Below are 26,811 nucleotides of genomic sequence, written 5' to 3'. Positions count from 1 at the left end.
CCAAATTTCGTCATGACGAATTTCGTCTCGTTTTGACCTAATTCTTCTCATAAAACATGTAGCAGCCTATAAAATAGGAGATGTCTATGCCATTTTGAGAGGAGCAGCAAGTTGAAAATCAAAATTTTCTTTTTCACCATGCTAGGTTTTACTATGTTGCAAACAGCAGCTATGGCAAGTGGGCTGTCCGAAATTCAGGAAGCGCAACACAAGAAAGCCGCCATGATCCCAACCCTCATCGTGCTTTTCTTCCTGTTAGGTCTTGCAATCGCTGCCACCAAAGCTGCGTTATTGTATTTCACCTATCGCCAACAGTACGGTTCAAAAAAAGCTCTTTCCAAGGTTCTACTCAACCCTAAATCAATCTTAAATACTAGCACAAACAGCAAACAGTGGAAGCTCGCGGAACAACTTCATAAGGCTCTACGAACGAAAAAAGGACAGAATCTAGCTTTTGGTCTGGACACAAACATTCTGATGTACCTGTCTTCGGATATATTTTATCTGCTGAAGAATGAAACCATTCTCGTCAGCCGATACGTCCAGCAAGAATTAGACGGACTGAAGAATAACGCAGACAAAGAAACTGCGGCAAATGCCAGACGCGCATTCAAAGCACTCGGCGATGCGCAAATAAACGATCATCACGTACAGATCGTGCCTGGCGTTGATTATAAAACACTGACCAGATACAACTTGGCAGATACAAAGGATGACCGTATCATTGCGTCTTACCTGAATGTCTCGGCGGCTAATCCTTCGGCGATTTGCTTCATTTCTCATGATAACGGGGCGAAAATAACCGCTCGTAACGCTGGGTTAACGGTACTGGAGACATCAGCGCCTGACCGAACAAAGCCCGATGCACAACGGAAAGTTATATGGGGCGGTGGACTTGTTATTACAATTCTCTTACTCCTGTTTGGCTCTCAGTTGGTATCATTCATTAAAGCCAATAACGAGGTATCGTCAGCATTTTCTAATCCGACAGAGTCCAAAGTGGGCATTGCTAAGGATGCCCCTAACGCCGCCTTGGATGTAGCTACACGAAATCCCGAAAGCATATATTTCTCTGAATATCAATCAGAATTTGAAAAAGCAACTCAGTCTAGTGACAAGCTTATTGCTGAGCTTATTGCGTTACCTGATAAAGAAAGAGCAGACGGTACTCAACAGCTTCGAGAATTACTAACAACCCTGATGTCGAAGCATTATCCAAATGTTCGAATGGATTCTTTGACAGATCATCAAGTCCAAGGAACGTTCTATATCGGACAGGGTGATGTTCGTTTCGGATTACTTTGCCTTGATTACTACTTAAATGCCAATGATACTAAACTTCAAGAAATTATCGCGATTGATGCTTCGGATGTGGGGAGTCACTTGTTTAGCCAATACACAAAAGTTAATTCCGTAAAGCGAGATATTGGCGAAATCATTTCTTACGGTCTTACAGCAAACTAAACATCCAAATCCTATTCAAGGGCATGACAGTAAAATCTGTCGTGCCTTTTTATTTCGTCATAACGAATGCCAAATAGGTCGGACAGAATCCCCATTGTTACAACCTATTCCCCACCACCAGATCCATGCCGTGCGATAGAATTGAACTATACGGCTCACGTTTGGACGAATTCGCTTTCCGTGTTAAAAACATGTAGCTCTGTCTATCACAAGGAGAGGATTATTTTGAACAAATCGGCGTTATCAAGGGGAAGATCATGCAAGAAAAACCGTTGAAAATATTGTTTGTCAAAGAACCGAAGAGTGATAACAGCATCATTAGAACGCTCTGCTCTTCTCTTGGAAACTTCGAGATCGAATTTACCTCTACCCTTACTGTATATATGCAAGTCATGCAAAGCAATCCTGACATTCATGCCGTACTGCTTGACGCTGATCTGCAGGAAGATATATCGGCACTGGAAGCATGCCATTTATTGAGATTGAACGGCGCTCCTGTTCCGACAGCGCTGATGACGAGCAAGCCGCTTGAAGCGTGTACGACTGCCAATCTGAATATTTGTGATACCATCCCGAAGCCTTTTACATTCGAGCGATTAAAGGCATGCTTAATCAAGTTGAAGCAGGCTATGGCTTATCAACAATTCTTATCCTATGGCGGGCTATACGTTCCAGTCATATCAGACCGAATCATGCATTTCATGCCTGACGAAATTCTCTTCATTGAATCCGTGAACCGAACTGCCTATGTGCATACGTTAAGCGATTGCTATGAAACGAAAATATCCATTAAGCTCTACGAGCAATATCTGGTATACAACGATTTTTTTCTGACGCATCGTTCATGCTTGGTGAATCTGAATAAAATCAATCGCGTATCCGATCAAGCAATCTGCTTCAAGAACAGCGATAAAGCCGCCATCATTGCCGAAGAAAAACGTCATGCCTTCATGCATCGGTTCCAAATCCATAATAATAAACAGGCTTAGAGAGTGATTCTGCTTTCTAAGCCTTATTGTTATCCCAACCGATATCCGCGTTCGGATACGTTATACGGCTCCAATACAGTCCCAAACCCAAAGCGTCGCTGACATTGTGATCAAAGGATTGGTCATGCTTGAACTGGGTATAAAAATAATTGTATAGCGTCATTTTCTTGCCATCGGGCAGGTTCAGCATCGTCTTAATGCCATGCGTGCGCCACGTTGTTACATGTATGCTTTCAAATGAAATGCCTTTGCGCCAGCAGACGCTCTCTAAGACGTAGAAGAGCATGCACAGCTTGCGGTAAGTCCTCACATTGCGCTGCATCTGAATTTCTTCAACCACAACGTGCTGAATATTATATTTGGCGATTATATCGTTGAGCCAGTTTTCAATCACAAACAAGCGATTCATGACTGCTGATTTATCGTCTAATTGCAGTACTCCCGCCGTTATCAGCGTGCATTGTAAAGCCGAAGCATCGTAGATGCTGTACCCAAATTTGAGAAGCGACTGATCGCAGAAAAGAACATTCATAGCGCCATCCCCTCTGCGTCGGCGAGTGGCATCGTGTCGATTAACGTATATGTATTTTCAAAAATCTCTTGCAACGTAGTCGCCTCGATGGGCAATGTCTTGTCGGGCTGCCATTGTTCCAACAGACGCATATAATAGATGTTTGCCTGTTGCTTGTAGTAGCTTCCTTGCTTCTGTAATTCGATGAACCTATTCTCTATTAATTGTCTGACTCGGGTATATACCGTACTCTTTTTGCAGCCTGTTATTTCCTCGATTTTCCTGAAGGAAAAGAAGAACCTCCCTTGAACATGGAACATTCGTCCAAGAATGATGATGCACCAAACGACTTTTCTGGTCGTATCATCTGCGATGCTCTGGACATACGCTATGTCCACATGACTGACAAGAATTTCATCGCAGATCATCGTACCGAAATGCTTGTTTTCTGCAAAAATACATTTCACATCTGCTTGGACATCTTGTTCAATTTCTTCTATCGAGCTTTTGGATCGTCCGCAAGCTCTCTCACGACTAGCCCACTCCATAACCTTCTTCACAGTCTCAGCCTGATTGAAGCCTTGATGCTTGTAATAGAGAATCACGAAGAATTGAAAATAGTGTCTGCGGCGTGTCGCGGTCATCTCCTCTAGGTCCATACCGTATTGAATCAGCTTTTGCGCCAACGCATAGCCTGCAAGCAAGCTCCCCTGAGGAGTTTCGGACATCATCTTCTGTCTGGCTACAATCTCCGTATGCTCACATGCAGTCGCTTCAAATTCAGGTTGTATTGTCTGCCATATCTGAATGAAGTGGTTGCTGTCCATCGGCTGGATACGTAGAAAATAATCGATAGGGTCATCGAGTGCTTGCAGCTCATGTCCAACGAAGACCGTTCGGCGCATTACTTTACGGTGAATTCCATACGGAAGCTTGATGCCGCCGACTGGTCATCGGGTCCTCAGGACGAAGCTCAATACTCTTGGCAGATGCGCCTAGCACTTCACGAACAAAATTGCCGAAGGCAGCTAACGTATCTATGGGCAGTGGAAAATTAAAAAAGATCCAAAGATGCCAACCCTTAGTTCCACTAACTTCAAGGTGAAGATCGCCTGATTGAAAACCATAGCCTTTGAGCAGACGAATTAGCCCTAACGGAATAGAGGGATCTTGCTTGTCTATATCATAGACGAGGAATTTACTATGGCTCCCCTTATAAAAACAACCCAATGTCATATTCCCAGTTAGATGTTGCTCGACTCGCCAATCTGTTAGTGATTTGTCCGTAACCGTTCGGTAAGCGACACTTTCATGTTTGCCGTATTGCTGGATGAATCGTTTGCGTTCGCCGATAATGAGTTGATTTATTTTGTCCACAAGCTCGTGCATGCGGTTTTGTATTTGGATTTCGATTTGTTCTTGTTGCATGTTTATTCCTCCATAACTTTTTGAGTTATGAGGATTATATATGGGCGATTTCGGATGTCAAATCTCGATTTTACATTATTTAGTAATTTAATCCTCTGGACATATCTCTATCTTTTTTCCTTCTCTGAACGGAACACAGACATCCTTGGCAAGGGAGAAAGAAGCAGCTATACTGGAGGCTATAGAATTTCTGGATATAATTAGGAGGTTTTGTTATGACTACTATCATTACACCACAGTTCGTTATGTGGATTGGTATATTCCTGATCACACTTGGGGCTTCAAGCAAATGGCTAAATAAATATACACGCAAACCTAAGCTTGTGCAAAATGAACAGCTGGCTACAAAAGAAACGAAATATCATCTGCGCTACCAACAGCAGCATGAAACAGAGCGTAACAACAAGCATTTGCATTTTATGAGCAAAAAAGGCTCTACGACCGATGGAGAATAGTTCACCCATTATCGGGTTCTATATCCGAGGAGAGACACCGCGAACGCTGGCTCATCAGCATTATTTACTGCGTCAATTTAGCAAAGACTACAACATCCTCATCGAGGAGATTGTCGTCATCAAGGATGTGGCACGTTCAAATGATTCACGACCACAGTTAGAACAGATCATCAATGGACAGGTGAAGGTAGATATTCTGGCGATGCACTCAGCGCATATTCTTCATTTGTATAGCGAGGAATCCGAGCAACTCATGAAATTGCTCCACCAGCGGGGCGTATCCTTACTCTTCATCAATCTCAACAAGGGGAATGAATAATTGACCTACTTTGGAATTGTAAAATTCACCATGCAAAGGGTCTATCTGCTAATTGCATCAAACCTCGTACTGATTGTTCTGAACGTATTTTTATTATGGGGATGGCTGAACGTAGCGTTTCTTATTGGACTGCTCGCATTTACGGCGCTCTTGTATTTGGATATTGTGATGTGTGAGCGCAAATCGAGCGCAGCCTTGTCTGCTTCAACCTTCGAGCTTAATCGGGCATATGTATATGGCTTCATCACGATCAATCGCGAATACGCCAATGATGCGAACCAATCGACGCTTGAAGAATTTACACGTTCGGAAGCGGAAACATTCTCCAGTGACACGCTCGATGAAATTGCCCATGCCAAAATTACTTTTTTCCGAGAATCGGCTGTTTTTTCCGAGAATCGGCGCTGATTTTTCTGTTATTTCACTCGTATGAACCCTGTGACAGTGGGAAAACCATCCATCCGACCATTTTCTGTTAGGAATCTGGTCTGAGGGTTGATCAAGTATGGTAACCCACCATAGCGCATATCCCCGTGCAGCCATACTATCTATCGTATACGATAGATGTATCAACTCTATCATATTCAATAGATATATCAGCTTTGTCAGACAGGATAGATACATCATCTCTATCCGATACGATAGATAGGTGAGATAGAACCGTTCTCTCGCATAGAATAGATAAAACCAAGCAGCTTACCGATTGGATAGGGGCGCATGCTTGGTTTTTGTGTTATACGAGGTCATCCATCTTACGTAGAACATCACTTAACTCTTCTGTACGGTGCAGCGTATAAATTTCGGTCGATGATGTGTGCCGATGGCGAAGTAGCTCTTGAGCTTTTTTGATATTGCCCGTTTCATCTATTATTCGCTTCCCAAATGTATGACGCAGTTGATGGCTGGTGAACTCAGCCACTCCCGATGTCTTGCGGACTCGCTCAATCATCCTGACAACAGATCGCTTCCCCGCGTGCGGAGCTTTTCGACTGACGAATAAATACGGACTATCCGCAAATCGGCTCATCGCTCGTTCTTCAAACCATTGGTCAATCGCATTTCGTAACTCAACGCTCTCTAATGCCATTTCAGCGTAGAAACCGCCTTTTCCCTCACGGATAATGACCTTCTGTTTACCAGGAGTCCGAATGAGATCGGCAAGCTGAATATTCAACATTTCTTCCAGTCGGAATCCCAAATACAGCATCAAGTAAATCATACAGCGGTCACGTGCGCGAAGGAAGTTGTTCGGTTCCTTCTCAATAGATTTGCGTATTTCACGTACCTGATCACGATCCAAGTAGCGTGGCTCTCTTAATCGCTCCATCTCTGAAATCATCTCATCCTTGACATGAATCGCTTCCTTGAGTTGCCCATGCATACTTAAATATTGTATCCACTTGCGGAGTCCCGCAAGCTTTCGATTGATTGTCTTAGGATGGTTCTTTCTGATCGTCTTCAAGTATGATTTAAATTCCAAGACAAGCAGTTGAGTTAGCAAGTCTTCCTGTTCGGGAAGAGCCGAACACCACTTTTCATATTCAAGCACAGTCGTGCAATAAGCTTTAATGGTTTTGGGGCGTATCTCTTGTTGCTTCAAATATAGGGCAAAGTCCAAGCCGCTCAACTCCTCTTCAACATTCTGGAACCTCTTTTTCCTTCATGAATGCCACTCTGGTTGGGAGATTCTACGCCCTTTTATAGCACGAAAGGGCATATAATCAAAATTCTCTATCCTAACGCATACGATAATTTTTGAAGATATCTCTTTCGATGATATGATTCAGCATTACTATAAAATCCAAAGAGAGGGTATCACAATGGCGCAAATTATTGACTGGTTGCAAACAGAGAGAACGATCCAACGAGGGGAACTATACTTATGTGATTTACCAGCAGAGCGGGGGTCTGTCCAATCCAAATATCGTCCAGTGATCATTCTTCAAAACAATACTGGCAATCGCCATTCACCAACGACCTTAATCGCTCCGTTAACCAGACAAAATAAGCCTCTGCCCACTCATGTACATCTTCGAGAGGGAATCGCTGGCTTACTGTACGATTCGCATGTGCTTTGCGAGCAAATACGAACGATAGACAAGTCATGCCTCGCAAAATACATTGGAAAAATCGACTTCGATACCGAAGAATTTCGAAATATAGAGAAATCAATTTTAATCAGCCTCGGATTTAAATGAGCATAACGCAATAGAAGCAGCGCAGACTTCTATTTTCATTTTTCAGTCAAGTCAGAGCTAGTTTTATTCCAAGAATTTAACCGATAGGCAAAAATCATTTTGTTGAGACGAAGATGAATCAACTCCATTCTATATTCGTTCTGAGCAGATTGGAGCATTACTAAAAGTTTCGTCACTGTTGCTTGATTCAAGTCTTCTTCGTGCTTAAATGTAAAACTGTAAATAGCATCCATACACTTTTCGACGGTTTCAATTTGTTCAAGTAACCTGTCCTCTTGCTCAACTAACTTATTGTACTGCTCTATCATCCGTTATCCTTCTTCCCTCTTGGGTCATCAACCAATTTGTGGATCCCAGGATAACTCGAATGGTTATTTTTGGCAATAATATTGTTTAAGAATTTTTGAGAATCAACATGAGAACCAGATGACCTACGGCAGTTCGATACGAATTAATCGAACCTACACTACACATTGAAAGTTACGAAGCTTCACAGTAAGGTATGAGTATCTATTAGTAATCTAACGCTTAAGAAGCGGACACCTCTGAATAAGAGGGTCCGCTTCTTTTGATACTCTTAGATCTTCCAATCAACAGAAACATTTACAATATTGATTCTACTCCCCACTTCTTAAGTCCTTATATGATTCCCTTGCAATCTCTTCCATCACAGAATTATAAAACTTCTTGTCTTCAAATAATTTCGAGAATGAAGTCATTGATTCTGTATAACATTCCTGTGCAATTTTTTTGAATATGTCAGGAAAAATGCTACGTTCAAAAACTTCAGCATCGTTATTTTTAGCATACGTCTTAAGCTTCTTATTATCCTTTACAACCTTATTATAAATCGTTTCTACGATAACCCTATCGCCCTCTGTAAACATTCCATTAAACCGCTCGTTAATCTTCCTGATGATGTTTTCTAAAAGTTCATCATCACCGATGACTACGGATTCTGGAACGAACCTTTTGGGATTTGTAAGTATTTGATACTGCGAATTGGTTTCAAGGCTAATGTCGCCTTTAAATGTTTTTTCAAGTTTGTAAAACTCCAAGCGCAGCTTGTCCTCCAAATTAATCTTCTTGTCGTTTTCTTTAGGAATCATTTTCGCAAGATAAGAAGTAAATGCAAATTCCTTTTCGAGGCTCTTATCAAACATTCTTACTACTTGAGCAATATAAGAATACCACTTGTTAAAATTCCTTATTGTCATTCGGTATTCATAACGTTTTTCAACATCAAGGTTATTGTATCTATCTACAACTGGCTTTAAGAGGGCAGTCATTTTGCCAAGGTCTTTATCGGTCTGATCACCATTCTTATAGTATATTTTGATGAAACTCTCAATGTCAGCATCATTATACAGCTTGAACTTACGTAATAAACTTTGTGTTTGGTAAATTAGAGTTGCATTTATTTCTTCATCAAGAAAAGTGGCTTCGTAAAAACGCGAGAAGGATTTTTTCATATCCTCTGCAGAGTTCACGAAGTCCAAAATAAATGTATCCTCTTTGCCGCGACAAGTTCGGTTCAGTCTTGATAGTGTCTGTACTGCCTTTACACCATCAAGTTTTTTGTCTACAAACATTGTGTGAAGCAATGGCTCGTCAAACCCTGTTTGATACTTTTCAGCAACGATTAAACAGTTGAAATCGTGATGAAATTCTTCTGGCAACTGCTTTTCTTTGACAGTTGAGCCATCTACTCGCTTGTTCATACCCTCTTCTGTATAGGCAACCGTGTCTCCATACTCATTGAGATCATTTATTATACCTGAAAAGGCAATAAGAATATCAATCTCGTCATACCTATTCTTCTCAATATACCGCTTAAATTCGTGATAATAGCGAACTGCGTGAAGGCGAGATGCCGTAACCACCATTGCTTTTGCGTTGCCACCAATTTTATTCTTGGTAATCTCTCTAAATTGTTCTACTATAACAGCTGTTTTTTGTTGCAGATTATGCGGGTGCAGCTCCTGATATCTACGAACTGCTTTAACCGCCTTGGTCGATGGAACCTCAGGGTTGTCAGGAGTATTCTTGGCAATCTTATAGCAAGTTTTATACGTCATATAGTTTTTAAGCACATCGAGAATAAATTCCTCCTCGATAGCCTGTCGCATACTATAAATATGATAAGGGCGGAAAGTGCCATCGTCTTGCTTTTCACCAAACATTTCAAGCGTTTTTTCTTTTGGGGTGGCAGTGAAAGCAAAGAACGATAAATTCTTGTGCTTACCGTGTGTAATCAGTTCTTTTACAAGCTGATCCTCAGTATCTTCCACTTCGGATTCTGCTTGGTTTTCAATTTCGGCATATTCTTTCAAAGCCTCTTCTACATCAGCAAGAGCTGCCTTTAACTTCTTAGCGCTATTACCAGTTTGAGAAGAATGTGCCTCATCCACAATAAGAGCGAACCTTCTGCCTTTGTTATCGTCTATTTCCTCATAGATAACTGGGAACTTTTGAAGCGTAGTGATAATAATTTTTTTGCCATCATTAATAGCATCACGCAAATCTTTTGATGTCTTCTTTTCGTCAATGGTTTCAACTACACCTTCGATATGATCGAAGCCTGAAATCGTATTTTGCAGTTGATTGTCAAGCACACGACGGTCTGTAACCACAATTACGGAAGTAAATACACTTTTGTCGTCTATATCGTGAAGGGTAGATAGGCGGTAAGCAAGCCATGCGATAGAATTGCTTTTTCCCGACCCTGCGGAATGTTGGATTAAGTAATTCTTCCCACTACCATTTGCTCTAACGTTAGCTGCCAGCTTTGTCACAACATCAAGCTGATGATATCTTGGGAAGATGATTTTCTTGCTTGTTTTCGTTTTGCGCTTTCCATTCACTTTTTCAGTGGATTCTGAGATATCCAAGTGTATATATCTCTGGAGTATGTCAAGGAGAGCGTTCTTTTGCAGAACTTTTTCCCATAAATAAGAAGTGATGTAGCCTTCTCCATCACCCTCAGGGTTTCCTCCACCGCCAACCTCGCCCGCTCCATTAGATCCTTGATTAAAGGGCAAAAAGAGAGTATCCTTACCCCGTAAATGCGTTGTCATTGCTACTTCGGATAGATCAACGGCAAAATACACAAGAATTCTATTGTTAAACCCGAAAATGAACTCTTTCGGATCACGGTCATACATAAACTGCCTCTTTGCATTATCTACGGATTGACCTTTTAGTTGGTTTTTAAGCTCTATGGCTACAATTGGAATACCATTTAACGATAACACCATATCAATTGATTTTTCATTTTGTGTTGAATATCTAAATTGGCGAGTACAGCCTAATATATTGTCGCTATATTGTTTAATAACAGTATTATTGAGCTTTGTCTCTGGTCTAAAAAAGGCAAGTTTGAATTTGATACCACGGTCAATGATTCCGTGTCTTAGGACATGGATTAATCCTTGACCGTCGATATTCGTTTGCAAACAACGATAAAGTCGAGTTTGAGCATCTTCGCCATCACGCTTAATTTGACGCTCCCATTCTTTTGGCTGTGATGCGCAAAGAAAAGCGATAAGTTTTTCCATATCAATGGCTTTGTCACGGTTATAGGTACTAAGATCACTTTTTATGAAACCGCCATTTGGGGAAAGGAGAAAGCTTTCAATATCCTGCTCAAATCGTTTTTCATTGTCTTGCATTCTTCCCGACCACCTTATTCGATTATCGTCTTTTTGCCATACCCTCTTGGAACGAGTTCAAGTTGTTTCATTTGTTCGATAGCATGAAGCCATGTATCTTTTGAAAATCGTTTTTTACTCTCATGCCAGTTGTTTAAAACATCGCTGACAATATCTTCATCAGTAAATGCACCACCGCAAATAACAAAATCATTCCAAGAGGCGTAAAGAGTTGCAAAAATTTCAGCTTCATCGGTAGAAAGAGAGTTAAATATGTTAATAATCCTATCTATTTCGCCAGCGTAGTTCACGTAGTATTTTTGATAATACTTTTTATAATTAGCCATATCCTTGGCAGGACTATACTTCACGCTGCTTTTGGTTACATTAATTCTAAACCACTTGTTTCTTTGAGATATCATGTTCTCACATTGATAGATTGAGCCATCAAGTGGACCTGCGATCTGCCGCTTATAATCCGTATCAAAATCAAATCCAATATGTGTTTCGATAGTGTATAGTATTTTTTCAAGCTTTACACGCCCAAGTTGTGAAGTATGGGCAACATCGATAACTTTGCTTGCCAAAACCGCCTGTGCAAAACGTTTTTTATTGGTTGCAAGTAGGGCGGGGAAAATAGGGTGAATTGGGATTGATATTTGTTTGGTTTCTGTTACTCCAACATTCAGTTTTCCTGTTACACATTCATAGATTAAGGATTTTTTATAGGTTTCAAGTTCTGATATTAACTGTTTCTTTTGGAGAATCAGGTTATCAATTTCAACACATTTCTTTTCGATGAAATCTGTAATAGCAACCTGTTCATGGTAATTAGGTAAAGCAATTTTAATATTAAATAAATCGCTTGTATAAAGGCGACTTAATCCTGCACCCACACCTCTGATATATTTTTTGAATTGTTGAATACATTTCTGTGTCTTGAAAAGATATTCAAGAAATTTTACAGAAGCCCCTTCTTTACCAACATAAACCGCATAATCGGGACTAACTACTCCGCTATAAGGTGATACCGCAAAAACACCTAAATGTGCTTTTAATTTATTAAAGACCAGAAAATCTTTATACACAAGTTTCCCACCAATGTAACTAGAAGTGGGATTTGGAATATCGAGTTCTGATGATTTAATGACCCCGAATTGTTGGCTCATTGATAGCGGTTCTTCGATACCCTTGATAGATTTTTCTTTACTTTCATCGAGTAGATATTTAACTCTGGTTACTCTCCAATGTTCTGGTATCTCTCCAATCCACTCTATTCCGCTTTTTTTCATTAGCACATTTGGATTTAATCCTTTGGAAACAGATTCTGTGATTACCGCTTGTTTATATGCCTTATATTCTTCAATAGAAGATTTTGTGTTTTTAATAATATTGTCAATCTCTGCACATCTATGGTCCAGGTATTCGGCAATAGCTTGTTGTTCTGTTAGAGGAAATTTAGGTAGTATAAAGTTTAAAAATTTGTCAGTTTGTAATCTCCATCTTCCTAAATTGGAAACACCCTGTCCTAAGCCATAAAACACCTTATTCATGTAGCATGCTTGAAATAAATAAGTATAAAATTCCTTACAATAACTCCCTGCATCGAGCAACTTAAATACTCTATAATCAGGGCTAGTCACTCCCTGATAGCTTGAACAATCAACCCATCCCGTAAGTAAATCCATATGATTCATAACAAAATCATCGATATCTACTAGTTGATACTTGCTGTAATCAGCTGATATTTGCCCCTCGTTTTTAGAGATATCTTTTATCTTTATTCCACTTTGCGTTACAGACAGAATATCATGACCCAATTCATTAGAAATATCTTTTTTTATTGAAAAAATATACTTTAACTTCGTTGTCTCCCAATGACAAGGCATCTCACCGATCCAATCTGCCCCACTGTCCATCATCTGTCGACTCATTTTGTGTCACCACTCTTTGAAAACAATTTTTCAAGGGAGGCAACGATACTTTTTTCAAGTATATTTAATCTCTTCGCTATATCTCCGCTTCTTTCAGGTTCTATATATTCATAAAAATACCTTGTGAATGGAATTTCGTATCCAACGGTAGTTTTGCTTTTATCAATCCATGATTCAGGATTAAATGACTTTACTTCGCTTTCAAAGTAAACATCAATATCTTCTGTTAATGGCACATTTTCTGTATCTCTTTTTGAAGTATCTGGTGTTACCTTTTTGCCCTTCATAACTGGCTGTCCATCTTCGTTAAGCAATGGGCTTTCAATAATTATCTTGTTAAAGCCGAAGTCAATGTTATCAATAATTTTTGATTCACATGTTTTCTCGCCTATTAAATAGGTTTTGTTTTGATATTCACCATAAGCTTGTACGATAATTTCTCTACAAGCATCTGATATGTCATTTTTCTTGTTGCCGATAGATTTTCTTCTTTGTTCGTACATATTAGAAGCATCTATAAGCTGTACTTTACCTTCTCTATGCGGAGGCTTGCTTTTTGTAACTATCCAAACATAGGTTGTAATACCTGTATTGTAAAATGAATCACTTGGAAGTTGTATAATTGCATCGAGCCAATCATTTTCAATTAAATATCTTCTAATCTCACTTTCTCCAGAGCCAGCTGCGCCAGAAAACAACGGTGAACCATTTTGAATAATCGCCATTTTACCTGTGTTCTTTAACTTGCTCACACCATTCAACATAAACAGCATTTGACCATCAGATATTTTGGGTAACCCTGCTCCGAATCTACCTTTGTCACCGAGCCTATGTTCCGCTTTAACCGCAGCCTCTTCCCGTTTCCAGTCAATACCAAATGGTGGATTCGAAATACAGTAGTCAAAGGTATACCCTGAGAACTTATCGTCAGACAGTGTATCGCCAAACTTCATATTGTCAGCGTTACCACCCTTAATAATCATGTCTGCTTTTGCTATTGCGTATGTTTCAGGATTAAATTCCTGCCCAAAACAACGTATTTCCGCATCTGAATCTAATGCTCGGAGACGCTCCTCCATACACCCTAACATCTGAGATGTCCCCATTGTTTGGTCATAAACAGTTTTAACAACGCCATTTTCTACTAGGGAATTTTTCTCATCACAAATAAGCAGATCTGTCATTAGATATATAATGTCACGGCTTGTAAAGTGCGCCCCTGCTTCTTCATTGTAACTTTCTGAAAATGTTTTGATTAAATCTTCAAATATATAGCCCATATCAACTGCGGTAATAAGATCAGCACCAAGATAACTAGACTTTTTGTTGAACTCCTGAATGATGTAGAAGAGGATGTTGTTATTAGCGAGTTTTGTAATTTCTTTATCAAATTCAAAATGAGCAAGTACATCTTGTACATTGTCGGAGAAACCATTTAGATATGCTCGAAAGTTTTCTTCGATATGAGAAGAGTCTGCCAAGAGCGACTCAAAGGTAAAAGAACTTACGTTATAAAAGCTTAATCCTGATGCAGCTTCCAAAAAGCCATCCTTTACTTCAAAGTTCTTAACCTTTTCGTAAGTTTCAAGCACTTTCCCTCTGGTTGGTAGAAGTGTATCATGAAATCTCTTAATAACCGTCATCGGAAGAATAACTTTGCCATATTCATGTGGTTTATAAAGTCCTACTAAATGGTTTGCATTGTTCCATATCATATTGGACTTTTCCGTAATGTTCACTGTTGTTTGCTTGCTTGAATAAACTTCTGACATCCTGCCTATCCCTCTTCCATATAAAATAGTGCCTTTGATTTATTCAACAATTGGGCTGTATTGTCCTTCATTAGACAATTGGCATCATAATTATACTCGATACGCTAACAACGATAGTACGTTCTCGTCAATTTAGATGTAAAGCAGAAAAAATCCCCACTAATCCGATCTCTCGTAACAGTGGGGAGACAATTTTAGAATTTAAATATTATGAAGACCTAGCTGTGGGGACTTAATTCGTTATTGACTTTCTTCAACTGTTTTCTAATCTTCTGCATGTGTCTCTGTCTTATTAGTGCAACCGCTCTTTCACCCTTAAAAAAACGTTCTGCCTTCAAAGCATATGTAATGAAGTTTCCGTCCTGATGCCTCTTACCAACCGCCGCACCTTTAATCGAGTATTTCTCATAAATGTTCCGACTACTTATTCTGTTTCTTTTCTTAGTGATACCATTGGTTCGCACAACGGTCTTCAATTTTCGGTAAAGCCTGTAATAATACTTAGAAATCGTTTTATCTCTTATCGAAACCGTCCGACCATCAAAAGTGAATCCTAGGTAGTTCATAAAATCCTTACCATTCTTCACATTACTCAACACATCTTCATTGCGACTCTTTATGGTTCCATTACTATATTCAAAAATTTGAGTTTTCTCTGATTCCAATTCCACCTTAGGAACTGAATCGACCACAGAACGAATATGTTGAAACTGCATTTTAAAATGTTCCGCGGTTCTCTTGGGCAGAATAATGATAAAATCATCGCAGTATCTCATATACAGCCCGTGATTCTCAACTATATAGTCGTTAATTAGCTTATCAAAATCCAGCATATATATATTGGAAAAAACGGCACTAATCGCAGAACCTTGCGGTATTCCAAAGCTATTTTTATTCCGTTTTACACATTGCTTCTTCAAGCTCTTAAACTGTTCTAAGGAAATTGCCCTCTCTAATTTATTGAACGCCTCAACATCTTTTCGTTTATCCGTAAACCCATTAAGCGCCAACAGATCATCTCGGTTCCAAAGAGAATACTTTGTTATGTTCTTATAAACAGCATAATAGTCTGATGGTAGCTTGTCTGCTCCTAGCAAGCGACACAGCATTTCCTTCAAATACTTATGATCTAGACTATCGAAAAATTTCGTGAAGTCTCCAATCATCATATAGCACTCATTATTACTCTTGATAAAATCAATCGCTCTTTTGGCAAAATGAATATTGTTTTTAGGTAGGTTATCTCGATAAGCGATAACGGCATTATCAGTACCATTATCTTTAACATACAAATTATAATATTGATTCAATTTGAATCCATAATACTGGTAAATGTATCGATCTATGTGAGCTGAATAACAAATCTCACGCGTCTTAGTTTTAGTCTTGTTTACGCTCGCTTCATGATATTTGCGGAACGACAGAGTATAGTGAATGAACGGGTAAAAACCATGCATTGTAACCCGCCGTGGATCACTGATATAGTTCCAAACTTGATCCAATGATACTTTTGAATCAAAGTGGGCAAGACCTCTTCTCGCTTTATGTTTTTCTTTCCATTCATGAAGGTCCATATAATAATTCCCCCATTAAAGGCGTAATACCTGTCGACATGAGGGGCAGCATCCCTAAGCCGACAGGTATAACCCGACTTGCATTCAGTTATAAAATACATAATGAATCCAGCTGCCCAACAATTCGCTCAATACTTAACTACGTTATAATAGTTAAGGAGATGGGAGGATTAGACTTCATGCTTGTGAGTTGGCTTGTCACAGTCATGCTATCTAAACAGCTATCAACCGAGACCCGATTCCAGATAGGAATGCTAATCAGACAGTTGACAACAATCCCTTACCCTTATGTCGATACATAAGGCGTTATTACTCTTCCAGTATAAGACAAACTTCTCGGTTATTCAATGTTTACTGCAAGCAGTTATTATTCCGTAAAACTTGCGTTGTTTAAGGACATACTCATTGCTTATCCGTACTTATCACAATAAAGCAACTCTTCTTATTGAACAAACACCACACAGATGAGTTAACTCCGAAAAACCCAATAAAATCAACGCTTCCCGCCGTTCTCATTTGGGTGTGTTTCAAAACACATCACATTCGAGATGTGGTTGCGAACCGTTTTCTCGCTGATAAACAACTGCTGCGCAATGTCGCGGGTCGTCTTGTCCTGTACGAGCAGTTCGAAGACTTCGCGTTCCCGATTGGTGAGTAGGAATTTGCTTTTATGGTCGCTGCCTTTCAACGTTTGTCACCCCTCCTTGCCCGGGAATGTGTGATTACAAGGTATAGGGATACAGTCAACTTTATCATATGAAAAGGGTTTTCCTCTGGTGCGGCGGTCCGACAAAATGGGCACCGTGCCTGAAGTTCGCGACTAATGGGCGGTGGTTCGGCGTCTGTTACGGTCTGCAGGACCGTTAGAGTGTGCGCGGATGGGATTTTGGTGGCTGTTACGGTCTGCGGGACCGTTAGAGTGTGCACGGACAAGGTTTTTGCGGCTGTAACGGTCTGCGAGACCGTTACAGCGCACGCGAGCGAGGTTTTGGCTGTTGTAAGGGCCTGCGAGACCGTTACAGCGCACGCGAGCGAGGTTTTGGCGGTTGTAAGGGCCTGCGAGACCGTTAGAGCGCCCGTGAACGGTGGTTCGCCGTCTGTTACGGTATGCGGGACCGTTACATAACCCGTGGACGGTGGCAACAAAAAAAGGGCAGCCCAATCGCTTATGGGACAGCCCTTTTTCGAATATGGCAGTCACGTCGTCTAACGGGCTCTCGTGCCAGAAGGAGCCGGAAACACACGCTCGACAAGTGCGTTGAATTCGGCCAGGAAACCTTGGATCGGATGGCCGGCTTTGACGTTAGTCGCATAACCTTCCATCCGGCCTGCGAAGTCCGGATTCGCGGAGACGTAGACATTCTCTACGGATGGCGACAGCGATTTGACTTGATCTACGATCTTGTCTTTGACTTCGTCCGTCAGCGCGGTGCTTCCGCTATTCGCTTTGACGTGTTCTTTGACGGCCACATACGCGTTATGATCCGTCATGATCACGAACGCCGACCCGATGCCCGGCATCGCGGATATTTTGTTTGCGATTCGGTCGCTCGATTCGATCCTTGAGTTGCCATGCATGCCAATGACGTTGTTATTAATGCGCCTTTCCCCGTACATGCGATTCTGGTCGTTGTCCGAATCGTTGGCGAAATGCATTCTCAGAGCGCTTCCATGCAGCTTGTGTCTATCGACTCCGTATTCGCGCACGGCGTTATTGTGAACGGAGTTATTGCGAATATTTTTGTTTCCCAAATCCCCCGTATTATTCATGCATCCCGACAAAGCAATTGCGGATGATAATAAGACGGAGCTGGCTACTATCCCTTTGCGCATGGGAATATTGCCCCCTTCTTAGTCGTATGCTTAGCGGTGCCGCCACAACATAGAGTGCGCTTTGAAAGCCGTTATTATTCGATTTCTGCTCCGCTGCGCTGATCCAATTGCAGTATTGACAAAGGAGATCGCCCAAAGTATGATGTAGTCATTAGAACCTGGTACTAATACTTAATACCAAAATATTCGGAGGCGGTAACATGACGCAGCGCATCACCGGCATAAGCTCAACGGCTCATATTGCGGCTATTGGAAGTTACGTGCCCGAACAGCTGATTACGAACGCGGATTTGGAACAAATGGTCGATACGAATAACGAATGGATCGTTAGACGCACGGGTATCGAACAGCGGCATCGCGCTTCAGCGGAGCAAACGACAAGCCGCCTGGCGATCGCCGCCGTGCAGAACATGCTGGAACGTTTCCCGGCCATCGATGCTTCCTCGGTCGACGGCATTATCGTGGCAACGACGACGCCCGACATGCCGTTTCCGTCCGTCGCTTCGCAAGTTCAGCAAGCGATCGGAGCGGAGAGATGCTTAGCTGTCGACATTAGCGCCGCTTGCGCGGGATTCGTGTCCGCCCTGCAGATGGCGAACGGGCTCATCTTAAGCGGAGCCTATCGCCGAATCGTCGTCATCGGAGCGGAAACGTTGACGAAAATTACCGATTATTCGGACCGTTCCACGTGTATCCTATTCGGCGATGGCGCCGGCGCGGTGCTTGTCGAGGCTGCCGAATCAGGCGCGTTCCTTGCTTCGAACGCCGTAACGGACGGAACTGGAGGCATGCATGTGTACAGCTATCCAGGCGGAAAGATTGTGCAGAACGGCCGAGAGGTGTACAAATGGGCATTATCTACCGTACCGGGAGGCGTCGCGGATTTGCTTAGCAAAGCTGGTCGGACAATACATCAGCTCGATTGGTTCGTTCCTCATAGCGCCAATCTCCGCATGATCGAAGCGATCTGCGAGCGGATGGAATTCCCTTTCGAGAAAGCTTTGGAAAGCGTCGTTCGCAACGGCAATACTTCCGCCGCTACGATCCCGCTTGCTCTGGACGCGGCTTATAAGGAAGGCAAGCTTCGTCCGAACCAGTTGGTCGCCTTGTACGGATTCGGCTCCGGATTGACGCAATCTGGTTTGCTGCTCGAATGGACAATCTAATTGCACATGGGGAAAAGCACCAACAAACGAAGGGACGATTCCCTAGTCGGTTGGTGCTTCTTCGCGTCAATTTATTCTTATTTCTTCTTTTTATATTCCGCTGCCAATTCTTTTATCCTACGATAATAAGTTTTATCTTCTAATCGATTGAACAATCCGTATGATGGGTAAGCCAGGTTAACCTCGATAATCCAAATTTGTCCTTTCTTATCGATACCGATATCGATGCCTGTTTCATAGGTTTTGTATCCTCGTTTTGCGGCGTAACGTATTAAACGATAACCCGTATCGATTATCTTTTCTTTCATTCTCTCGATTTGTTCGCGGCTATATCCCAATGACTTGGACAAGGCATGCTCGATGGTGGCGGCGTATCCCCCGCCCCTCCGTATGTTTGTTACCACGCTGTGTTCGCCGGCGACTTTGGCAAGCATCCCCGCATATTGCCACTTTTCTCTCCTGTCCCGCATCAACATGAGACGAGTGGAGAACGGTCTCCCCTCAATCTTGGCCAGATCGATTGCCCTTTGCACAAGAATCGAGCTTGATCTTCTTCCTTCTGTTACTTGCTCATAGAAATCCTCGAAGGATTCGGTGTAGATCGGATCGCCTTTTACGTTTACGAATTCGTATCCGTGCCGGATCTTGCGCGCTTTGATCATTCTCAAGCCGGTATGTTCGTTCTTCCCCTTGATATAGACGTAGGAGTAACGGTTTAAGAACTCGGACAACGTTCCTCTGGAAAGAATCTCAGTATGCGGCAACAGCTTCTTCAAGTCGGGATGTCCGGAATACAGCTTATGAATCTCCCACTTGGAAGGATCCCATTTGGTTACCATCAACTCACTCCTCTGAAGCTTTCCTGATGATTCTTTTAGCCTTCAAATATTTGCGATGCAGCCTCCGATCGATCGACTCCAAGCCTACGTTATCCGGTTTCGTATTGGCTTCGAGAAACCAGACCTTGCCTCTCTTATCTACAGCCAAATCTAATCCAACGATTCTAAGGGGAAATTTAGCGTTTAATATCTGCGCGGTTTGAAAGGAGACATCTAATAAATCCCGCATGACCTCCGACGTTTTCAAGATCTGATCGGTTCTCCTGAGCAACCGATAAAGATTGTAATCTTTGGCGCCTTTGGCCACGTTGGTGACGACCGACGATTTACGGGGAGCGACTTTGGCGCACATCAATGTCGCTCTCCAAATGCCCGATGGCTTTTGCAGCACGACGCGGACATCGAAAGGACGTCTTTTATATGTCGCCAGATTAATTCCCTGTTGGACAAGGTAGCTCTTATTCGGTTGCAGCATAGGCTCGATTTTGGAGTATGCCTGATCTCGCGGACACGCGATCGTACCTTGTTGAGAAGAAATTTCAACTCGTTTTCTACCTATATTCCGAACCCGGATAATCCCGTTTCCCTTTCTGCCGATGTCCGGCTTAACGAACACGCTGGTATAAGACTTCAACATTCGGTTGAAGCTGGGTGATGTCAACCAGTCCGTATCCGGAACATAATATTTCATGAAGGGATCGCCCATAAGCGGAAGCCCCTTTTTCATTTTGCTGCGAACAATGGCGTGCTCCACCCGATCATCTCCCGTTCAAGATAAAACCCTTGCGTCTGAAGTAGATTTCAAGAAGCCCGATGAAGGCCTCGATATCGCTTGGGGTGATATCTCCGATATTCGCAATGCGAAACGTCTTGAATTCGTCGAGTTTGCCCGGATAGATGGTATACCCTCTGAAATGCAAATAATCATGCATTTCTTTGAAGTTGTATCCGTCGAAATCCGGTTCGAAAATCGAGGTGACCAGTTTAGAATGGAGACGTGAGCTGGATATATACCGTAAACCCAGCCCCCGTATGCCTTCGATTAACGTTTCCCAGCACTCCTGATACCTTAAATACCTTTGCTCGACGCCTTCTTCGTTCAGTTCCTCGATTGCCCGTTTCAGCGCATAAATCGTTTGTACCGGCGGCGTAAATCGCGTTTGTCCGGTCTCGCTGAAAAAACGATGCTGCTCGAATAAATTCAAGTAATAATTGCGCGGTTTATCGGGCAGCCCCCGTTGCAATAATTCCGAATCGGCGATGACGAACGAAATCCCGGGCATCGCTTGCAGATTTTTGTTCGAGCTCGCCGCGAGATAATGAATGTTCATTTCCTTCATCCGGATCGGAATAGCCGCGAACGAACTTATTGCATCTACGATGAACCGGATATCGCGTCTTCCGCATATCGCTCCGATCTCGGCGATATCGTTCAGGAGCCCGGTCGTCGTCTCGTGATGAACGACGGCCAAGTGGGTGACGGGCTGTCGGGTATGATCGAGAAACGATTCCAAAGCGGACAGATCGAGAGCGACATGAGGCTCTCCATGGAAGACCAGATAAGTCAGACCGTAGGCCTCGGCGATTTCGCACATCCGCCTTCCATATGCACCGTTGTTGACGATGACGATCAAGTCGCCCTTCCGAACGACAGAGCTCAGTATCGATTCCACCGCGGCCGTGCCGGAACCCCCGAACAACACGGTCGAATAGTACCCGGAATCGTCAACGATGCGCGTCAATTCGAGGGCGACGTTCTGCATGAGTAATCCGAATTCTTTTTCTCGCGGGCATACATCGGTTACCACTTGCGCATATTTGACGGCATCCGTTGTCGTAGCCGGTCCGGGAGTCAGCAGCACCTTTCTTTCGACGGTTCTCATCAGGTCCCCTCGCCTTCGGGTCTGCCGTTCAAAAATTGCTTAAGCCTATTAATGACCTCGTGCGGTTTCTTGGCGGGACGTCCAAGGGAGACCTCCTTGCCGGTTGAAATTTTCAGATGCAGAAAAGTTAAGCCTTTCGTCCTTTTCCACTCTTTAAGGCAGTCGTTTAATTGATCCAGATTGTGGACGAAGATGGATTTGGCGTAACCGCATGAGCGTGCGATATTGACGAAATTTACGTTATGGGAAACCGTCTTCTGTCCTCCCGTAGAATCATGAGCGTTATTGTCCAGCAGAATATGAAGCAGATTGCCCGGATTGTAATACCCGATCGTAGCCTGGCTGCCCATGCGCATGAGCAATGCGCCATCCCCGTCGATCACCCATATATCGAATTCCGGTTTGCTAAGCGCAATCCCAAGACCCAATGATCCGACGCAGCCCATGGATCCGACCATATAGAGGTTATTGCAGGCATCCTCGATTTCATACAATTGCCGGCCGGTTTTACCGGTCGTGGCCAGTTGTACGGTCCGGTCGTCTTTGCACCTATTGATCGTCTGCAAAGCTTCATGTCGGGAAGGGAACTGGCTGTCGCCAAGCTCGATCGCGTGTACCAGGTTCAAGCTTCGCCGACTATCGTGCTTCCGGAGGGTTTCAGGTTCGAATGTCCCGTTCCGGACGACGAAGAAAAAGGGAACATCATGTTCGATATATTTCGCCGCAATCGCCAACTGCCGCTTGGCTTCCATCCACTCCGAGGATAAGATCGCCCATTTTACGTGCATGGAATCGAGCATTTTTGTCGTAATTCTTCCCATCAGCTCATGCTGCGGCTCATCCGGAAATCCGGGCTGGCCCCGCCAACTGATGAATCCTAGAACCGGTATCCGGAATGGATAGATAAGCGACACGAGCGGCGAAACCGCATTGGACAATCCCGAATTTTGCATCAGCACGACTGCCTTTTTTCCACCCAAAGAGGCACCCGCCGCTATGGCAACCGCATCGCCTTCGTTAGCCGCGCCAATATAATCGCATTCATTGATGGCATAATTGATCAAGTGTTTCAAAAAGGAACAAGGAACCCCGGTATAAAAATCGAATCCCAGCTTCTTAAGCTCTCTCCCGAAAATGTCGGTTTGAATCACTTGAACAACACCTGCCTAATACTGAAACGTGAGCTCTTCAACGCCGAGATCCTCAACAGGCTTTGCCTCTTCCTTAGCGGCTTCGAAATCCGCAACAGATGCCGCGGAATCTGTCGTCGCGCGATCGGCTGTCCGATTAGGAATATCGCTGTTTTCCGTAATCAACTTCGCATATTCGAGTGGATTCAAGAAAATGCGATCCGCTCTGGATCCGTATGCCTTGACGATGGATACTTTAGCCGATTGCGCGTTGCATTCGATCAGCCAAATCCTTCTATTGCGATCGACGCCGAAGTCGATGCCGATTTCTCCGAATTGGCCGTATTTTCTCTCCACCGCTTCGTAGACGTTGTACAAGAAATCTTTAATATCGTATTTTAAGTTCGTGATTTCTCTGTCCGAGGCATGCGGGAATAGCTTGGAAAGATAATCCTCGTACCGGTAGGCGAAAGCATGCGTCGTAATTGGGGAATTCGGCTGTCCGACCCGAACGCATACGCCGACGATATCGAGTTCGCCCCTCTTGTCTCTTTGTACCTCGGCCCGAAAATCGACAAGACGATTATGGCGGAGCTTCACCAGATCGATCGCCTTTTGCACGATGATTTTTTTGCTGCCGAAAAAGGATCTCGCCGATCTCACCGCGACGTCCAGATTGATCGCTCTTCTGCGAACCAATCTGCCCAGCGTTGAATAACTATACCAATATCCCCTTCTATTCGCCGCCCTTTCGATACGCATGACTTGAAGTCCCCGTCTGCCCCGATGCGCTTTCAGATAGGCTTTGCCGAATCTGCGGACCGCGCGTTTCGCTTCTTGCCAATTTCTGATGATCACCGTGGATGGGAGATGTCTGCGCATGATGGGGTCCTTGCTCATGATCTTAAACAAATCGTCTTTGTAGAAAGCGGCCAATGGATTGATTCTCCTGATCCCGAGATCATCGAACTTTTCCAATAGGCGTCTGGTTCTCCTGCCTCCGCCACGAACGTAGACGACGTCCGGCAAGGGGAAGTATTTCCTTCTCCAAGTTTCAGTGCGGTAGTCGTAATAAGCCCCGTAGAATCTCTTTCTGGCAAAGTCCACATCCGCCCCCGTGAAAAAAGTAAGCGTCGTTCTCGCCTTCCTATTCGCTTCTACCAGCTTCCGCAGTCGGTAATACGCTTTGATTTCTCTTCTCGACAAATATTCGCTGCCCAGATAAACGCCTACGATCGGACGAACGACCGAAGTTGATCTAAAAAATCGGACCATCTTGTCACCTCTGCAATTCGTTTATTTTTTTCTGCGGCATATCCGGGAGCTCATTCACAGAGACGATCTCATTTGTCTTCTTCTCCGGTTTGTGCCAATATTTTTCGTTTCCGGGCAAATCGTCGAACCAGGCGGCGTCTTGCGGACAATCCAAAATCATGAGTTTGCCGTATTCCCCGTCGCGTGATTGATGATATTTAAGATATGCTTTGCCCCCCTCGACGGCAAGGATTTCGATTTTTCCGGACGTGTGGCTCATGCACAGTTTTACGCGTTTGCCTAAGCCCGACGTTCTGGCCTTGGCTTCTTCGACGATTCGATACACTTGAGAAAGCGGAAGCACGAATCCTCTGTTGCCTGCAACGGGCCGATTAACGAAAAAGTAATACGGAGTCACGCCCGCCCAGGAAAGCTGATCCAGAAGCTCTCCTAATACGGCGGGGTCGTCGTTGATTCCTTTGAGCACGGGAGTCTGATTCACCACGATGGCTCCGGCTTCGTAAAGCGCTTTGAAGCATTTTCTGGCTTCCGGCGTGATTTCTCTGGGATGATTGACATGCGCCATCACGTATATCCGCTTCTGTTCCGAGGAATACATGCGAATCGTGTCAAGCAATTCTTGGTCTTCATAGATCCGCATGGGATTAAAGACAGGCAATTTGGAGCCGATCCGTATGATTTTGACATGTTCGATCTCTCTTAAAGCTCCCAGGAGCGCCCTTAATTTCCCGGTCGCCAAGATCAGGGGATCACCGCCGGTAAGCAGGACGTTGTTGATCTCGGTCGTCCTTGCGATATAATCGAGTCCGTCTTGTACGTCCGGCATGGCCTCTTTCACGTCGGCACGGAATAATCTTTTGCGGAAGCAAAACCTGCAGTAGGCCCCGCATACTTCCGAGACGAGAAGCAATGCCGTTGTCCGGTATTTGTGTTGGCATCCTTTGACGACATAGTTGGTGTCTTCGTCGGAAGCGTCCCAACGTCCGTATTCCTGAAGTTCGGTAGAACTGGGTATGACAAGCTTCCGGATGGGGTCATCCGGATCGGACCAGTCGATCAATCGCAAATAGTAGTCGTTAAGACGAAAAACGAATTTGTCCTGCACGGCTTTCAAGGCGGTCTTCTCTCCGTCCGTCAACCAGGGTAACTCGTCTAGATTGGTGATGTATTTCGCCGGCATGATCTTGATTTCTCCTCTCCATGACCAAACTTTGGACTGCTCTAATAGATGCGCATATTGGCATCCCTGTGTAGGTCAATCGTGGATAGGCCTTAGAAAATTTCGCAGGCTTATGGGTGAATGCAAGAAAAAACCGCGCCTTCATACGGCAGGCACGGTATCGATGCGGGATTACAGCCTAATTAATCTACATGGATTTCGTTTCGTTAATCGTGGTCGGGCAAATACTTATCCTCGGCCCGCTCCAATTCTTCCGCGTCTTGCAGCCGGAAGATTTCCTCTAACGAGGCTACGCTGTTTTCGATCTGCAGAAGACTTTGCTCCCGGTATAATTGAGCGCATAATTGCTGCATCGCGCGGACGGAAGCCCGCAAATTGTGATTGCCCCAAATGATCAGGCTGATACCCAGCTCTTCGAACCGTTGTTTTGGCGTCGTGTAATATTTGGTAGGCACGGCGACGACCGGCAACCTCCCGGCCCACTCCTTCATGAACGCTTCAATTTCGCCGATATCGGCCTTTTTGCTATGCGCGAGGATGGCATCCGCGCCCGCTTGCCGGTAAGCTTCCGCTCTTCTGAGCATTTCGTCGAGCCCATGTCCCGCAATCAATGCTTCTACCCTTGCAACGACAACAAAATGATCGTCCCGCTGGGTGTCTTTCATCGCTTTGATTTTTCCGCAAAACTCGTCGATCGGGGCAAGAGGCTGCGCCTCTCCCCTGATAAAGGAATTGGTTTTTGGAAATAGCTTATCCTCGATGCACGCGCCGGCAATGTGAAGCTGTTCCAGCTTCTTAACCAAACGCCTTGCGTTGTTGAAATTGCCGTATCCCGTGTCGCCGTCGAGCAAAATCGGGATGGAAGCGGCATCGCTCATAAATTCCAGAACATCCAGCACTTGCGTCCAAGAAGCTTCATTATTATCCCTCACGCCCAGCGAAGCCGAAATCGACAGACCACTCGCCCAAATCCCTTTAAATCCGGCCTCTTCTACGATTTTGGCGGACAAGCCGTTATGCGCTTCCATCAGATAATCCGTTGATGACGACTCGATCATGTTCCTTAATTGAGTTGATTTATTCATTGGAATCCTCCTTTAACCGATCTAGGCGAAAGGTATATGGCTTGGATTTTCAGACTCCTTTATCAGTTCTCTTTTACTCCATATAGGTATGTACTGCTCTGCATGCGCGGAATGGACGGAAGTGGA

At 43.7% G+C, this 26,811-nt stretch carries 26 protein-coding genes; 8 read left to right on the top strand and 18 right to left on the bottom strand.

What is annotated here, in order from left to right; translation table 11 throughout:
* The first annotated feature begins 111 nt into the window (after positions 1-111).
* Complete coding sequence (locus tag FPZ45_RS17055) at positions 112-1,464, top strand: PIN domain-containing protein (protein WP_144704476.1); 1,353 nt, start codon at positions 112-114, stop codon at positions 1,462-1,464.
* A gap of 257 nt (positions 1,465-1,721) precedes the next feature.
* Positions 1,722-2,453 (top strand): LytR/AlgR family response regulator transcription factor, encoded by a 732-nt coding sequence (locus tag FPZ45_RS17050; RefSeq protein WP_144704473.1) that lies wholly within the window; start codon positions 1,722-1,724, stop codon positions 2,451-2,453.
* Between the two features lie 16 nt (positions 2,454-2,469).
* On the opposite strand, the gene FPZ45_RS17045 is transcribed toward FPZ45_RS17050, so the two are convergent.
* The 3 genes from FPZ45_RS17045 to FPZ45_RS17035 are packed head-to-tail and all read right to left on the bottom strand — an operon-like array spanning position 2,470 to position 4,392.
* Entirely contained in the window at positions 2,470-2,985 is a 516-nt protein-coding gene (locus FPZ45_RS17045) for a crossover junction endodeoxyribonuclease RuvC (RefSeq protein WP_144704470.1), read from the bottom strand.
* Positions 2,982-3,869: a helix-turn-helix domain-containing protein gene (locus tag FPZ45_RS17040; protein ID WP_144704468.1), complete on the bottom strand. Its 888-nt coding sequence runs from the start codon at positions 3,867-3,869 to the stop codon at positions 2,982-2,984. The genes FPZ45_RS17045 and FPZ45_RS17040 overlap by 4 nt, the downstream gene beginning before the upstream one ends.
* Before the next feature lie 4 nt (positions 3,870-3,873).
* Entirely contained in the window at positions 3,874-4,392 is a 519-nt protein-coding gene (locus tag FPZ45_RS17035) for a TOTE conflict system archaeo-eukaryotic primase domain-containing protein (protein ID WP_144704465.1), read from the bottom strand.
* A gap of 215 nt (positions 4,393-4,607) precedes the next feature.
* On the opposite strand from FPZ45_RS17035, the gene FPZ45_RS17030 reads away from it, so the two are divergent.
* Genes FPZ45_RS17030 through FPZ45_RS17020 form a run of 3 tightly spaced genes read left to right on the top strand, consistent with a single transcriptional unit; the run spans position 4,608 to position 5,574 of the window.
* Positions 4,608-4,847: a hypothetical protein gene (locus FPZ45_RS17030; protein ID WP_144704462.1), complete on the top strand. Its 240-nt coding sequence runs from the start codon at positions 4,608-4,610 to the stop codon at positions 4,845-4,847.
* On the top strand, positions 4,837-5,166 hold the full coding sequence (locus FPZ45_RS17025; protein ID WP_144704459.1) for a recombinase family protein: 330 nt from the start codon (positions 4,837-4,839) through the stop codon (positions 5,164-5,166). Before FPZ45_RS17030 ends, FPZ45_RS17025 begins: the two co-directional genes overlap by 11 nt.
* Complete coding sequence (locus FPZ45_RS17020; protein ID WP_144704456.1) at positions 5,167-5,574, top strand: hypothetical protein; 408 nt, start codon at positions 5,167-5,169, stop codon at positions 5,572-5,574. It abuts the gene before it with no gap.
* Between the two features lie 325 nt (positions 5,575-5,899).
* On the opposite strand, the gene FPZ45_RS17015 is transcribed toward FPZ45_RS17020, so the two are convergent.
* Entirely contained in the window at positions 5,900-6,784 is an 885-nt protein-coding gene (locus FPZ45_RS17015; protein WP_144704453.1) for a tyrosine-type recombinase/integrase, read from the bottom strand.
* A 202-nt stretch (positions 6,785-6,986) separates the two neighbouring features.
* Here FPZ45_RS17015 and FPZ45_RS17010 point away from each other — a divergent pair, with 202 nt between their 5' ends.
* Positions 6,987-7,364 (top strand): type II toxin-antitoxin system PemK/MazF family toxin, encoded by a 378-nt coding sequence (locus tag FPZ45_RS17010; protein WP_144704450.1) that lies wholly within the window; start codon positions 6,987-6,989, stop codon positions 7,362-7,364.
* Between the two features lie 35 nt (positions 7,365-7,399).
* On the opposite strand, the gene FPZ45_RS17005 is transcribed toward FPZ45_RS17010, so the two are convergent.
* From FPZ45_RS17005 to FPZ45_RS16980, 6 genes are all read right to left on the bottom strand, one after another.
* Positions 7,400-7,672, bottom strand: a complete 273-nt coding sequence (locus tag FPZ45_RS17005; protein ID WP_144704447.1) for a hypothetical protein — start codon at positions 7,670-7,672, stop codon at positions 7,400-7,402.
* Between the two features lie 309 nt (positions 7,673-7,981).
* A complete protein-coding gene (locus tag FPZ45_RS17000; protein WP_144704444.1) occupies positions 7,982-11,035 on the bottom strand; it encodes a type I restriction endonuclease subunit R in 3,054 nt (1,017 codons plus the stop codon).
* Between the two features lie 14 nt (positions 11,036-11,049).
* Complete coding sequence (locus FPZ45_RS16995; RefSeq protein WP_144704440.1) at positions 11,050-12,948, bottom strand: restriction endonuclease subunit S; 1,899 nt, start codon at positions 12,946-12,948, stop codon at positions 11,050-11,052.
* On the bottom strand, positions 12,945-14,720 hold the full coding sequence (locus FPZ45_RS16990) for a type I restriction-modification system subunit M (protein WP_144704437.1): 1,776 nt from the start codon (positions 14,718-14,720) through the stop codon (positions 12,945-12,947). Before FPZ45_RS16990 ends, FPZ45_RS16995 begins: the two co-directional genes overlap by 4 nt.
* 218 nt (positions 14,721-14,938) lie before the next feature.
* The gene (locus FPZ45_RS16985; RefSeq protein ID WP_144704434.1) at positions 14,939-16,294 is read right to left on the bottom strand and encodes a reverse transcriptase/maturase family protein; all 1,356 of its coding nucleotides are present in this window, start codon (positions 16,292-16,294) and stop codon (positions 14,939-14,941) included.
* Between the two features lie 493 nt (positions 16,295-16,787).
* Entirely contained in the window at positions 16,788-16,982 is a 195-nt protein-coding gene (locus FPZ45_RS16980; RefSeq protein ID WP_144704431.1) for a helix-turn-helix domain-containing protein, read from the bottom strand.
* A 135-nt stretch (positions 16,983-17,117) separates the two neighbouring features.
* Here FPZ45_RS16980 and FPZ45_RS16975 point away from each other — a divergent pair, with 135 nt between their 5' ends.
* A complete protein-coding gene (locus tag FPZ45_RS16975; protein ID WP_144704428.1) occupies positions 17,118-17,420 on the top strand; it encodes a hypothetical protein in 303 nt (100 codons plus the stop codon).
* 80 nt (positions 17,421-17,500) lie between these two features.
* Here FPZ45_RS16975 and FPZ45_RS16970 read toward each other — a convergent pair whose 3' ends face one another.
* Positions 17,501-18,127 carry a YhcN/YlaJ family sporulation lipoprotein gene (locus FPZ45_RS16970; RefSeq protein WP_144704425.1) on the bottom strand — a complete coding sequence of 209 codons (627 nt, stop codon included), beginning with the start codon at positions 18,125-18,127 and terminating at the stop codon, positions 17,501-17,503.
* Positions 18,128-18,327: 200 nt separating this feature from the next.
* On the opposite strand from FPZ45_RS16970, the gene FPZ45_RS16965 reads away from it, so the two are divergent.
* Complete coding sequence (locus FPZ45_RS16965) at positions 18,328-19,293, top strand: ketoacyl-ACP synthase III (RefSeq protein ID WP_144704422.1); 966 nt, start codon at positions 18,328-18,330, stop codon at positions 19,291-19,293.
* Between the two features lie 77 nt (positions 19,294-19,370).
* Here FPZ45_RS16965 and FPZ45_RS16960 read toward each other — a convergent pair whose 3' ends face one another.
* From FPZ45_RS16960 to aepX, 7 genes are all read right to left on the bottom strand, one after another.
* Positions 19,371-20,132 (bottom strand): YheC/YheD family protein, encoded by a 762-nt coding sequence (locus FPZ45_RS16960; RefSeq protein ID WP_144704419.1) that lies wholly within the window; start codon positions 20,130-20,132, stop codon positions 19,371-19,373.
* A 4-nt stretch (positions 20,133-20,136) separates the two neighbouring features.
* Positions 20,137-20,886: a YheC/YheD family protein gene (locus tag FPZ45_RS16955; RefSeq protein ID WP_144704416.1), complete on the bottom strand. Its 750-nt coding sequence runs from the start codon at positions 20,884-20,886 to the stop codon at positions 20,137-20,139.
* A gap of 4 nt (positions 20,887-20,890) precedes the next feature.
* Entirely contained in the window at positions 20,891-22,015 is a 1,125-nt protein-coding gene (locus FPZ45_RS16950; protein ID WP_186438441.1) for a 2-aminoethylphosphonate aminotransferase, read from the bottom strand.
* Complete coding sequence (aepY, locus tag FPZ45_RS16945; protein ID WP_186438440.1) at positions 22,015-23,166, bottom strand: phosphonopyruvate decarboxylase; 1,152 nt, start codon at positions 23,164-23,166, stop codon at positions 22,015-22,017. The genes FPZ45_RS16950 and aepY overlap by 1 nt, the downstream gene beginning before the upstream one ends.
* 15 nt (positions 23,167-23,181) lie before the next feature.
* Positions 23,182-24,420, bottom strand: coding sequence for a YheC/YheD family protein (locus tag FPZ45_RS16940; protein ID WP_144704410.1), 1,239 nt, complete (start codon positions 24,418-24,420; stop codon positions 23,182-23,184).
* 4 nt (positions 24,421-24,424) lie between these two features.
* Entirely contained in the window at positions 24,425-25,600 is a 1,176-nt protein-coding gene (locus FPZ45_RS16935; RefSeq protein ID WP_144704407.1) for a KamA family radical SAM protein, read from the bottom strand.
* Between the two features lie 206 nt (positions 25,601-25,806).
* On the bottom strand, positions 25,807-26,685 hold the full coding sequence (gene aepX, locus FPZ45_RS16930) for a phosphoenolpyruvate mutase (protein WP_144704404.1): 879 nt from the start codon (positions 26,683-26,685) through the stop codon (positions 25,807-25,809).
* Positions 26,686-26,811: the final 126 nt, after the last annotated feature.

Origin of the sequence: Cohnella terricola, from assembly GCF_007786475.1 — a bacterium.
GTDB lineage: Bacteria > Bacillota > Bacilli > Paenibacillales > Paenibacillaceae > Cohnella > Cohnella terricola.
Note: the sequence above shows the minus strand (reverse complement) of the source record. Positions and strands in the feature narration are given on the sequence as shown.